Origin of the sequence: Paenibacillus uliginis N3/975 (genome assembly GCF_900177425.1) — a bacterium.
Lineage (GTDB): Bacteria > Bacillota > Bacilli > Paenibacillales > Paenibacillaceae > Paenibacillus_AQ > Paenibacillus_AQ uliginis.
Window position 1 is genome coordinate 3,903,263 of the sequence record NZ_LT840184.1, and the last position, 12,202, is coordinate 3,915,464.

At 46.2% G+C, this 12,202-nt stretch carries 12 protein-coding genes; 1 reads left to right on the forward strand and 11 read right to left on the reverse strand.

Annotation, left to right across the window (positions count from 1 at the left end; translation table 11 throughout):
* Positions 1–71 precede the first annotated feature (71 nt).
* The 4 genes from B9N86_RS18520 to lpdA all read right to left on the reverse strand — a co-directional run bounded on the left by B9N86_RS18520 (position 72) and on the right by lpdA (position 5,104).
* A complete protein-coding gene (locus B9N86_RS18520; protein ID WP_208914617.1) occupies positions 72–1,460 on the reverse strand; it encodes a dihydrolipoamide acetyltransferase family protein in 1,389 nt (462 codons plus the stop codon).
* Positions 1,461–1,479: 19 nt separating this feature from the next.
* Positions 1,480–2,466, reverse strand: a complete 987-nt coding sequence (locus B9N86_RS18525; RefSeq protein WP_208914618.1) for an alpha-ketoacid dehydrogenase subunit beta — start codon at positions 2,464–2,466, stop codon at positions 1,480–1,482.
* A gap of 2 nt (positions 2,467–2,468) precedes the next feature.
* Positions 2,469–3,494 carry a thiamine pyrophosphate-dependent dehydrogenase E1 component subunit alpha gene (locus tag B9N86_RS18530; RefSeq protein WP_280174941.1) on the reverse strand — a complete coding sequence of 342 codons (1,026 nt, stop codon included), beginning with the start codon at positions 3,492–3,494 and terminating at the stop codon, positions 2,469–2,471.
* 188 nt (positions 3,495–3,682) lie between these two features.
* Complete coding sequence (gene lpdA, locus B9N86_RS18535) at positions 3,683–5,104, reverse strand: dihydrolipoyl dehydrogenase (RefSeq protein ID WP_208914619.1); 1,422 nt, start codon at positions 5,102–5,104, stop codon at positions 3,683–3,685.
* Between the two features lie 158 nt (positions 5,105–5,262).
* Here lpdA and B9N86_RS18540 point away from each other — a divergent pair, with 158 nt between their 5' ends.
* Positions 5,263–5,565: a DUF2627 domain-containing protein gene (locus B9N86_RS18540; RefSeq protein ID WP_208914620.1), complete on the forward strand. Its 303-nt coding sequence runs from the start codon at positions 5,263–5,265 to the stop codon at positions 5,563–5,565.
* Between the two features lie 79 nt (positions 5,566–5,644).
* Here the strand turns inward: B9N86_RS18540 and B9N86_RS18545 are convergent, their stop codons facing one another.
* From B9N86_RS18545 to B9N86_RS18575, 7 genes are all read right to left on the reverse strand, one after another.
* Positions 5,645–5,857 (reverse strand): hypothetical protein, encoded by a 213-nt coding sequence (locus B9N86_RS18545; protein ID WP_208914621.1) that lies wholly within the window; start codon positions 5,855–5,857, stop codon positions 5,645–5,647.
* A 45-nt stretch (positions 5,858–5,902) separates the two neighbouring features.
* The gene (locus B9N86_RS18550) at positions 5,903–6,787 is read right to left on the reverse strand and encodes an NAD-dependent epimerase/dehydratase family protein (RefSeq protein WP_208914622.1); all 885 of its coding nucleotides are present in this window, start codon (positions 6,785–6,787) and stop codon (positions 5,903–5,905) included.
* 238 nt (positions 6,788–7,025) lie between these two features.
* A complete protein-coding gene (gene spo0A, locus B9N86_RS18555; RefSeq protein ID WP_208914623.1) occupies positions 7,026–7,829 on the reverse strand; it encodes a sporulation transcription factor Spo0A in 804 nt (267 codons plus the stop codon).
* Positions 7,830–8,020: 191 nt separating this feature from the next.
* Complete coding sequence (gene spoIVB / locus B9N86_RS18560) at positions 8,021–9,352, reverse strand: SpoIVB peptidase (protein WP_208914624.1); 1,332 nt, start codon at positions 9,350–9,352, stop codon at positions 8,021–8,023.
* A 102-nt stretch (positions 9,353–9,454) separates the two neighbouring features.
* Positions 9,455–11,194 (reverse strand): DNA repair protein RecN, encoded by a 1,740-nt coding sequence (recN, locus tag B9N86_RS18565; RefSeq protein ID WP_208914625.1) that lies wholly within the window; start codon positions 11,192–11,194, stop codon positions 9,455–9,457.
* A gap of 42 nt (positions 11,195–11,236) precedes the next feature.
* Entirely contained in the window at positions 11,237–11,686 is a 450-nt protein-coding gene (ahrC, locus tag B9N86_RS18570; RefSeq protein ID WP_208914626.1) for a transcriptional regulator AhrC/ArgR, read from the reverse strand.
* Between the two features lie 32 nt (positions 11,687–11,718).
* Positions 11,719–12,201, reverse strand: coding sequence for a hypothetical protein (locus tag B9N86_RS18575; RefSeq protein ID WP_208914627.1), 483 nt, complete (start codon positions 12,199–12,201; stop codon positions 11,719–11,721).
* Between the last annotated feature and the right edge of the window lies 1 nt (position 12,202).

Here is a 12,202-nt window from a genome sequence, read left to right on the forward strand (position 1 = left end):
TCTTTCTTAGAGTACCCTAAAAAAAATCACTTTACCTTGTTAAGAAATCTCAGATGGAAGTGAATCAACAATCAATACAATTTCGTATCGAGAGAAAATCCTTCCAAGTTATCTTTCACCCGCTGCAAAAATCTTCCGCAGATAACGCCATCCAATATTCTATGATCCAAGGAAAGACAAATATTGGCCATAGAACGTACTGCGATCATGTCATTAATAACGACAGGTTTTTTGACAATGGACTCAAACGTTAAAATAGCCGCCTGAGGGTAATTGATTATCGGGTAGGACAAAATCGATCCAAAAGAACCTGTATTATTGACCGTAAACGTACCGCCCTGCATATCGTCAAGTGTTAGTTTACCTTCACGGGTTTTTCTGGCCAGCTCATCAATTTCACGAGCCAATCCGGCAATGTTCTTCTGGTCCGCTCTTTTGATGACAGGCGTCATGACAGAATCCTCTGTTCCGACCGCGAGGGAAAGATTTATCTCCCGCTTGACGACGATTTTGTCCACCGCCCAGAACGAGTTCATGATTGGGTAATCCTTGATCGCGTTGACAACGGCTTTCAGCAAAAAGGCCAGATAGGTAAGATTTACGCCCTCATTACGCTTAAACTCATCCTTCAACTTGTTCCGGATTAGTACGAGATTAGTAACGTCGACCTCTATCATCGTCCAGGCATGTGGAATTTCGGATACACTTTGGCGCATGTTTCTTGCGATTGTGTTACGGATCGGCGTAACATCAACGAAATAATCGTTTCTTCCGCCCCCCGTTCCATCCACCTCAATCGTTGGAATTTTGGGCGACTCCGTCAAATGGAGACCAGAATGCCGCACATTCGGAATAGCTGTTCCAAGCGGAGGACTTGGCTCTGCTTGGGGTTGACTCAGCATACCTGTAAACGGCGAAGCTGATGATACCGAAGGTTTCTGGATATCCGGTGCTGTAGGATTGACTGGTGCGGCTGTCGCCGTCTTCGCCGGACCTCCATGCTCAATGTAGGAGAGCACATCTTTACGCGTAATTCGGCCTCCCATACCTGTTCCTGTTACTTGATTAAGATCTATGCGGTGTTCTGCGGCCAGACTTTGCACAGCAGGAGAGTATCGTGCTCTCATTGAATCGCCTGCTGCAGGAGTGTTCTGTCCAGATGTTGGTTGAGACTGCGCTGGGGCTGCCGTTTCGGGTTCAATACTTCCCACAGCTGAAATACGGCAGATGATTTCACCAACAGCAACCGTCTGACCTTCCTCTGCCAAAATTTCTCCCATAATCCCATCCATAGTCGATGGAATTTCCGCATTTACCTTATCGGTCATCACTTCACAGATAGGTTCATACTGCTCAATTCGGTCTCCCTGCTTTTTAAGCCATTTACCGATCGTAGCGGAGACAAGCGACTCCGCCAGCTGCGGCATCGCCACATCGGTCATTTTCCCGTTTTCAGACATGCTCACAACTCCTTGTATCTTAATAGAGCGCCAGTTGACGCATGGATTCTTTCACTTTGTCCTTATTCAGCATATAAAACTTCTCCATTGGAGGACTGATTGGCATCGCAGGTACATCCGGTGCGCACAAGCGCATAATCGGGGCATCAAGTTCGTACAAACAGTTCTCTGCGATAATGGCGGCCACCTCGGCCCCAACACCGCCAGTTTTGTTATCCTCATGCACGATCATTACTTTACCTGTTGTACGGGCAGCCTCTATGATGGCCTCCTGATCGAGCGGTTGCAGCGTTCTGAGATCCAGAACGTGTGCGGTAATCCCCTCTTCTCGTTCCAGTTCCTCCGCCGCCTGCATCACAAAGTGCAATGGTTGGCTGTATCCGATGACCGTAATATCAGCACCCGCTCTCAGCAGGTTGGCTTTCCCGATTGGCACGGTGTAATCATCCTCAGGCACGTCACCTTTAATGAGCTTGTAACACTTTTTATTCTCAAAAAACAGAACCGGATCCGGGTCACGTACAGCTGCCTTAAGTAGTCCTTTTGCATCGTACGCTGTAAATGGAGCTACAATTTTAAGTCCAGGTGTCCCAAAGAATATAGATTCCGGACATTGGGAGTGGTAGAGCCCTCCGAAAATGCCTCCGCCGATCGGAGCGCGGATAACGACGGGACAGCTCCAGTCATTATTAGAACGATAACGGATTTTTGCTGCTTCGCTGATGATCTGGTTAGTCGCAGGCAACATAAAGTCTGAATACTGCATTTCAGCAATCGGCTTCATACCGTACATCGCTGCACCAATAGCTACACCGGCTATGGCTGACTCGGCTAGCGGCGTATCCATGACACGCATTTCACCGAATTGTTCCATCAGACCCTTCGTTGTGGTAAACACGCCGCCTTTAACGCCGACATCCTCCCCAAGCACAAATACGGATTCATCTCTCTCCATTTCTTCCTTCATTGCAAGACGAATTGCATCGATATATTCCATAACGGCCATCTCTATACCCCTCCTTCGTTCTCGGCGTACACATGTCGCAGTGTATCCTCCGGCTTCGGAAAAGGAGCCCGGTCCGCATATTCCGTCGCTTCTTTAATCTCCAGGTTTAGCTGGGCTATCAAATCCTGATCCTGATTTTCATCCCATAACCCTAAGTCCACTAAATATGCTTTAAAACGGGCTATACCGTCTTTTTTCCAGTTCTCTTCAACTTCTTCTTTCGTACGGTATGCTAAATCATTATCTGAAGTGGAGTGTGGTGACAAGCGGTACGTCATCGCTTCGATCAGAGTCGGGCCTTCGCCACGTACCGCCCGTTCGCGTGCCTCCTTAACGGCTGCATACACTTCAAGCGCGTCATTGCCATCCACACGAATGCCTGGAAACCCGTATCCGAGCGCACGGTCGCTGACCTTCCCGCCGAGCTGCTTGTGTTCTGGAACTGAAATCGCATATCGGTTATTCTCACACATAATAATGACCGGAAGTTTATTTACCCCGGCAAAATTGCATCCTTCATGAAAATCTCCCTGGTTGCTTGAGCCTTCACCAAACGTTACAAAAGAAACAAAATCCTTCTTCTGCATTTTTGCAGCTAAAGCAAACCCGACAGCATGAGGAAGCTGAGTCGTTACCGGACTGGAGCCGGTTACGATCCGAAGCCTCTTGCTACCGAAATGGCCAGGCATTTGCCGGCCACCGCTGTTCGGGTCCTCCGCCTTAGCGAAAGCGGAGAGCATCAGCTCTCGCGGTGTCATTCCTACGGCAAGAACAAATCCGTAGTCCCGGTAATAGGGAAGAAAATAGTCTTTTTCCCTGTCAAGCGCGAAGGCTGCTGCCACCTGACAAGTTTCCTGCCCGATACCGGAAACGTGAAAATTGATTTTTCCAGCCCGCTGAAGAAGCATATTTCGCTCATCAAATTTTCGCGCCAGTATCATATATTTGTACATGTCCAGTACTTGTCCGTCGGTCAACCCAAGCTGCTCATGCCTGTTCTTCTCAGTCATCATTTCCTGCTCTTTCATGGAGATCCCTCCTTAGTCATCACACCAAAAGTCTGAAATAATAACACCGTCAATCTTCATAATGACAGTGTATTATCCCTTTCTCAGATCTAGTATTAAAACCTGGTACTAAGACTTGGCTTAATGCTATTATAATCCCTTTTCTCATAAAAAGAAATGCGGGATAGCACAGAGTGGTACCATCCGCTTTAAATACCGGAAGATTTCCCGTCAACAGCCAGCATAGCTTCACCAATAATTTCAGACAGTGTCGGGTGTGCATGAACCGAAGATCCAACTTCCCAAGGAGTAGCATCCAAAACCTGTGCAAGGGCTGCTTCACCAATGAGTTCAGTCACATGTGGACCGATCATGTGCACTCCTAATAAATCGTTTGTAGTCTTATCCGCAATAACCTTCACAAATCCCTCATGCATCCCGTATACGAGTGCTTTTCCGTTAGCCTGAAAAGGAAATTTACCGACTTTAATCTCATGCCCGTGCTCCAGAGCCAGCTTCTCGGTAAGTCCAACACTGGCTGCTTCCGGGCGAGTGTATATACAACGGGGAATCCATTCCTTACGGTAGGACAGCTCTTTCTCACCCGCCAAATGATGGACAGCTTTAATTCCCTCATGACTTGCCGCATGAGCGAGCTGCAGGCCGCCGACAACATCCCCGATCGCATAAATATGAGGCTCTGTCGTCTGCATAAATTCATTGGTTACAATTAGCCCCTTGTCGATCCGTACATCTGTATTCTCAAGTCCGATGTTCTCGGCATTGCCCACACGACCTACGGATATCAGCAGCTTGTCTGATGATAAGAGATGCTCTTTACCACCATGCCGGACACCGAGCTCAATATGATTGTCTCTAATCTCATAGGTGTCTATCAGCAGCTCAGCTCCGGTCATAATCTTGATGCCTCTACCGGAAAGAAGTTTATGCATCTCCTTACCAATCTCTTCGTCTTCCGCTGGCAGCAGTTGAGAAGAAGACTCCACAATGGTGACTTCCACACCGAAATCATTCAGCATAGACGCCCATTCCACACCGATTACACCGCCGCCGACAATAATGATAGAGGAAGGAAGCTCTTCCATTAACAGGGCATGGTCACTGGTCATCACATACTTGCCGTCCGGCTCAAGACCTGGCAGATGACGAGGACGCGAACCTGTCGCAATAATAAGATGGGTCGGGACGACAGTCTCCATATCTCCGTCCGCTAATTCAACAGCCACTGCACCGCTACGGGGAGAAAAAATTGAAGGGCCAATAACCCGGCCGACCCCGTGAATGACACGGATTTTATTTTTTCGCATCAAGTACTGTACGCCCTGATGAAGTTTTTCCACTATGTTTTCTTTTCTCTTCTGCACTTTCTCAAAGGACAGAGTAACACCATCAACTTCAATTCCAAAGCTCTCGCTTTCCTTCATCTCCGCGAAAACTTCTGCACTCCGAAGCAAGGCTTTGCTCGGAATACAGCCTCGATGAAGACATGTTCCTCCGAGCTTGTCCTGCTCAATGATGACTACATCTTTCCCAAGCTGGGCAGCCCGAATGGCAGCCACATAGCCACCGGTACCTCCACCGAGAATCGCTACATCACATGTAATTGCCACTGACGGCACCTCCGTATTATGTACTTCATTTCTTTATTATTGTACTCCCTTTTCTACGTATTACAAATTTGATCCCGCTTCGCAAATAGACATAACCAGGGGAAAACGGTATGATAAGAAGTAGAATTTTCATATCATGACAGAGGAAGGAATCTCGTATGAAATTACTGATTTCCCGCTTCATCGCTATTCTTATTTTGGTAATACCCGGCTTTATGGCGATGACAGGCTTTTTATTGATGAAAGATGCCGTTTTCTTATATATAGCCGTACACGGTAACGATCAGATAACGAACCCTTCGTTCCAATGGCTTCATTTCGGTGGAGGCCTTCTCCTGTTCGTCCTCGGCATCGGTTTTCTGGGCGGCTGGATTTTGTTCCGAGACCGCAAGCGTAATTACGTAGGACCACGATTCAAAAAGAAGCGACCGTCTAATCCGGATGCCCCTACACGCACCTAATAAATATGTCACTAATAGATAAACACCGGGGGATATTTCCTCCGGTGTTTTAATATGACCCTGATAAGGCTTATTTATATTATTCCATCAGAGCATCCTTCAATTTACTGGACATTCTCGCCTGCTTGGAGGATGATTTCAGAGCTGCTTTCCGTAGATTTATATTTTGTCGGTTCACTGTTTCCAGCTCCTTCAATAGCTGCTCAACAAGCAAAGCAGCCTCTGGACTCAATTGTCCTGTTTCCTTCAGCAATTTAGCTCTATTCGCCAGATCTGCGACGGTGTCATTCATGATGGACTTCCTTTCTTGTATAAACTTTATACCTGATGTGCAACACTACAAATTCATATCCTTCGAATACTCTGCGATAAGCTGTGGCATCCATTCCTTCAAGTTCCAGAACGAAAATCCGGCGTCCGCTGCACGACTGTTGTCCATTGTCCAATCCCCTGGTATCCCGAACGGTGACATATGATCAATCTCTGCAGATGGGTGCAATGGTGCTATCTTACCCGTCTCCAGCTTGATCATATCCATAATCTCGCGAACCGATACGGATCCATTTGAACAGGCATTAACAGGCCCGTCGAATTTAACCTCTCCTGCCCATTTCAGAAACTGTGCCGCTTCTTCCGCGTGAATGAAGGAAATAAGTGCATCTGGCGCAGGCAATCCTATAGCTTCGCCCTTCAAAGCGTGTTCCACATGGAATAGGAGCCTTTTGGTATAATCGTCTGTACCCAGAACAATGGGGAAACGTACAGCAGTGACATTTAAATCATGACGGCTGAACAGAACAGCTTCTGCTTGACGTTTTCCTTCCTTGTAGTTGTACTCCCCGTTATTGTTAGTAATAACCTGATAAAGGTAAGGGTCAAAATCTTCTTCCTTTAACGGATGGTCCGCGAAATCATAAACCGAAAGAGTAGACGTCAAGATGTATTGCCCCACTCGGCCTGCAAAGAGCTGCGCTGCATCCCCTGCTTCTTCCGGTGTATAACAAATATTATCATAGACAACATCATATTCACAGCTACCGACCGCCTGCTTCAGACTCTCAGGATCCTTACGGTCAGCCACAAGCCTATTTACATTGCCACCGAAATCATCGTTACTGTTGCCCCTTGTCAAAATGGTCACCTCAGCACCGCTGTCCATCAGGTTCGCAACCAGTCTTTTTCCGAAGAAACGTGTACCTCCCAGTACTAATACTTTTTTCATTGATATACCCCCTGATAATTTTTCGTCATATAGCTCATTCTCTGGCTTGGATGTCCATGTGTTCTTTTTCTTCAATCTACCTGTATTTCCCTTCAAATTCGACGCTTAATAAGAAAAATGATGACTTATCAAAAATGAATACGTCACTTCTTTAATGAATCGATGAATGTTCATCATCCACTAAAGAAGTGACGCATTGATCACTGAATATTAAAAGCGCTCAAAGCCCCTAACCCTTTCAAGAAACCTTATGCTCGATTCTCAGCTTATCAGCCACCATTGCAATGAACTCACTGTTCGTCGGCTTGGATTTGCTGATGTTGATGGTATAGCCAAAAAGATGGCTGATGGAATCGATATTGCCGCGTGTCCAGGCCACCTCAATGGCATGACGAATTGCACGCTCCACTCTTGAAGGAGTAGTCTTGAATTTTTCAGCAATAGCAGGATACAGCGTCTTAGTAATGGCACCCAGTATTTCAATGTTGTTGTACACCATTGTAATGGCTTCTCGTAAATACTGGTAGCCTTTAATGTGGGCTGGCACGCCGATTTCATGAATTATCGATGTAATATTCGCATCCAGATTCTTGCCTTTTCCCATTGGAACAACATTGGATTTCATACTGCTAAACGAAGCACTCGCTGACATACTGTTAGGTACTCCTACCAGTTGACGAATGCGGCTGGCCAGCACTTCCATATCAAACGGTTTCAAAATATAGTAAGAAGCACCTAACTGCACGGCACGCTGAGTGATGTTCTCTTGACCGAACGCCGTAAGCATAATGATCTTTGGCTGTGGGGACAAATTCATATCACGCAGGCGTTCCAGAACGCCCAGACCATCCAAATGAGGCATAATAATATCAAGAATCAATACATCCGGAACCTTACCGGTTTCCTCGATCATATTGAGAACTTCCTCACCATTGTAGGCAATGCCGGTAACCACCATGTCTTGTTGGTCCGAAATGTATTCTCCGAGCAGGTTTGTGAACTCACGGTTGTCGTCTGCTAATAATACCTCGATTTTTTGCAATTCGTGCTCCTCCTTTATCAGATCAGTACTTTTAGTTAAATTTCTTGTAGATAAAGTTTTCGACATGGTCATTTAAATTCCTTCTGTCGAAAATTATTTTTCTTTATTTTTTTTTGAAGTTGATTTATAATGAATATTTTGTTTCAAATTATTTCTTATTTCGGCTTTATACGACAAAAAATCTTAAGGCATTAACCTGCCTTAAGATTTTGAGCATTGTTATGGGTCGATGGAAGAACCCCGGAATCCTGAAGCATCCATTCGATAAAACACCCGTAACCCGATTTGGGATCATTCACGAAGACATGGGTAACGGCTCCGATAAGCTTGCCGTTTTGTACAATTGGACTACCACTCATACCTTGTACAATACCGCCGGTTTTCTTAATTAGCCTTGGATCCGTAATTCGTAGAACCATCCCCTTGGTCGCAGGAGCATCCTGACGTGAAACATGAATGATCTCAACCTTAAATCGCTCGACTTCTTGCCCTTCCACAACAGTCAATATTTCAGCAGGACCTGCCTTCACTTCACCCGCCAAAGCGACCGGAATCGGTTCACGATAAAGACTGTGGCTTGGTTTTTCATCCATCTTGCCAAATATGCCGAAATGCGTGTTACGCTCGACATTACCTAAAATTCGTCCATCTTTTAAGAAATGAGCACGTTTTTCACCTGGCTCGCCTTCTTCGCTACGTGAAATGGAGGTTACATTGGACTGCAAAATTTGCCCACTTCCCACTTCGATCGGAGTCTGAGTGTTCATATCTGTAATGACATGGCCCAAAGCTCCATATACTTTTTGTTGTGGTGCATAAAACGTGAGAGTTCCCACACCTGCTGCAGAATCCCGAATAAACAGACCAAGACGCCAAGAATGATCTTCTGCGTCATAAGCCGGAGTAAGCTTGGTCTTCATCTCCTTGCCATTACGCTTAAATGTAATATCCAGCGGTCTTTTGGCGGTACCCGCTTTTTCAACGATTTGCGCTACTTTTGTTACATCATTTAGCAAAACTCCGTCCATTTGAGTCAGCAAATCACCCAGCTTGAGTCCTGCGATTTCCCCTGGCGAAGATTTTATTCCGCTGGAATGTACAAGATGATGACCTACAACCAAAATGCCGGCAGATTTTACTTTGACACCAATTGTTTGACCGCCTGGATACACTTTAAGTTCTGGCATGATGTTAACATGTACCGTCTTCAGGGGAATAGTACCGAATAATTTCAGGGTTACTTCAGCTTTTCCGCTCTGTTGAGGGTCAAGCTTTAGTGGACGGCTGAGCGAGACATTAAGCGCTGACTGGGTTGAACCGTTCAATTGAAGCACATCTGGACGGTCCACCGAAGCCAGTGCCTGAACCGGCATCGCGAGATTCAGCCTTCCTTGCTGTCCTGTAAACAACCGTATTTCATCAGGCAGTGCGGCTAAGGACAGGACAGGTTCAGCAGTTCCAACGAAACAAAGAAAGAAGGCAAGAATAAAACCGAGCAGTTTTTTCCTGAGGTTGGGGTTCAATGGCTGTCACGCTCCCTTTTTCTTCTTTCGCTTGACGAAAAGGTTGGTCGCCAATTGCGTACCTTTAAGTTAACCCTGCCCCTAGGCTTTTATAACTGTCAATCATTGACCCGATGCCTTTCTGGACGCTTTTTGCGCTTCCGCCAGATTGAGCATTTCCTGGGCATGATGAAGTGTTTTTTCCGTAATTTCGACGCCTCCAAGCATACGGGCGAGTTCCTTTACACGACCCTCATCACTTAGTGATTCAACCTGCGTCATCGTTCTTCCGTCATCCAGCTTTTTCTCAATCAAATACTGATGATCAGCCATACAAGCCACCTGCGGCAGGTGGGTAATCGAGAATACTTGACAGGTTTTAGCCAATATGTACAGCTTCTCGGCAATAGATTGTGCTGCTCTGCCACTGACACCCGTATCAACTTCATCAAATATGAGGACGGGAATTTCATCATGCCTTGCAAAGATGCTCTTCATCGCCAGCATAATCCTCGAAAGTTCACCACCGGAGGCGATTTTGGCCAAAGGTCGAAGCGGCTCACCTGGATTAGGCGAAATGAGGAATTCCGCTGTATCCATCCCTTGTTTGCCAAGACGAACACGCCTACCTTCATGTTCATAACCATTTGGGTCATCCTGCTGGTTCAATCGGACTTCGAGAGAAGTTCGTTCCATTTGCAAATCCTTGAGCTCTTGCTCAACCTGTCTGGCCAGATTAGAGGCGCACTGTTTCCTTGCTTCACTAAGTTCTTTGGCCAGCTCCATCAAACTGCCGAGCAGCTTATCTCTGCGGCTTCTCAAAGCTTCAATATGCTCATCCTTATTCTCAAGCAGATCCGTTTCCTGCTGAATGCGTTTGTAGTATTCCAGTATTTGCTCCACATTATCCCCATATTTTCTACGGAGACCGGAAATCATATTTAAGCGCTGTTCAATCTCATCGAGACGGTCCGGGTTGAATTCGATCTGATCCCGGTAATCACGTAATTGAAATACTGCGTCCTCAAGCTGATAATAAGCAGATTGAAGCTGCTCTGCCAGAGGTTTGAGGCCTTTCTCATCGTAACTTGAAACATCATCAATGCGTGATAATGCACGGCTAACCGCCTCAAGACCCTGTGTTCCGTACAACAGCTCATAAGCACTTCCTACAGAATCCATCATTTTCTCACTATGAGACAGCTTCAATCTCTCTTCGGAAAGCCACTCATCTTCCCCGGCTTTAAGCTCAGCCGCAGCAATCTCCTCCAGCTGAAATCGATACATATCCAGCATTTGATATGCTTTTTGACTGGATTCCAGTAAATCACTTAGTTCTTTCTCGACCTTGATGAATTGGCTATACTGGTCCTGATACTTTCGTTTAATCGGACTAATCAATTGATCTCCATAAGTATCAAGCAAACTCAAATGCCTGTCGGAACGAAGCAGATTCTGGTGTTCATGCTGACCATGTATATTAATAAGCTGTTCACCAATTTCACGCAGCATGGTTAGGTTGACCAGCTGCCCATTTATACGTGATGTGCTTTTCCCTTGTGAAGTCAGTTCTCTGCGGATTAACAGATGCTCCTCCGGGTTTCCCTCTATTCCGAGCCGCTCCAATGTATCCCAAACCGGATGCTCTGCAGAAAGATCAAACAGAGCTTCGATCTCCGACTTGTCGCATCCGTACCGGATCAGATCTCCTGAGCCTCGTCCTCCCGCTACAAGTCCAAGCGCATCGATAATAATCGATTTACCAGCACCGGTTTCACCGGTCAGGACGTGAAACCCGGGAAAAAAGTGAACATCCACTGCCTCCACGACCGCCAAATTTCGAATGGATAATGTCACTAACATATACAAGCGCCTCCAATCCCAATCCGATCAATCACTACTGTATTACGATATAAATCCCATAATCTGCGAAACGACCATCTCACTATCATCTTCCGTACGGCAGATCAACAAGATCGTATCATCGCCGCATATGGTCCCCATAATATGCGACCATTCCATATTGTCCAACAGTACGGCAACGGAATTAGCAGTTCCGGGCAGACACTTCATGACGACCAGATTGCCTGTACGATCGATGTGTACAAAGTTGTCAATGAGAGCACGTTTCAACTTTTGAACCGGATTATAGCGCTGGTCTGTCGGCATGGAATATTTGTATCGCCCATCGTCCATGGGCACTTTAATAAGCAGCAATTCCTTAATATCTCTTGATACGGTTGCTTGTGTCACTTGAAAGCCCTCGGTCCTCAGCGCTTCAACCAAATCATCTTGCGTTTCGATTTCCTGATGGGTAATAATATCCCGAATTTTAATATGTCGTTGTCCCTTCATTTAAGAAGCCTCCCGAATTTCATTCAGCTGATTTATTCGTCGTTTCCGACCCATTCCTCGTCCGACCAATCCATAGTCACTCGCCGGACAACATTTTCATTCATGTCTATGTACAGCAATCCGGCACATTCCGGATACATCAACATAAACGGCATTAGCCGATCCCTGATCCCGCTCCCTGTCCAATCCAGATGCTTGCGCTCACGAGACAGCTTTACAAGATACAAGTCACCCCTGCCGTCCGTAACGACATAATCGATGAACAGGCGGCTGTAAAGTGGTAGTTCATCTGTGTCGAAGGTCAAGTTAATCTTTACTTTTCCCCCGATCACTTCGAATCCTTCCTGCTCCATTAGCTCAATCGCCGGGTGATCTTGGATGCGCTCATTGATGGGCACACCCGGAAGTTGACTCGATGCCGGCGACATAAGCCAACGGTTGAGCCGCCATGACAACAGCAGTATCGCAACAACCCCGATCATTACCATAAGAAGCCCATCATAACGTTCATTCATC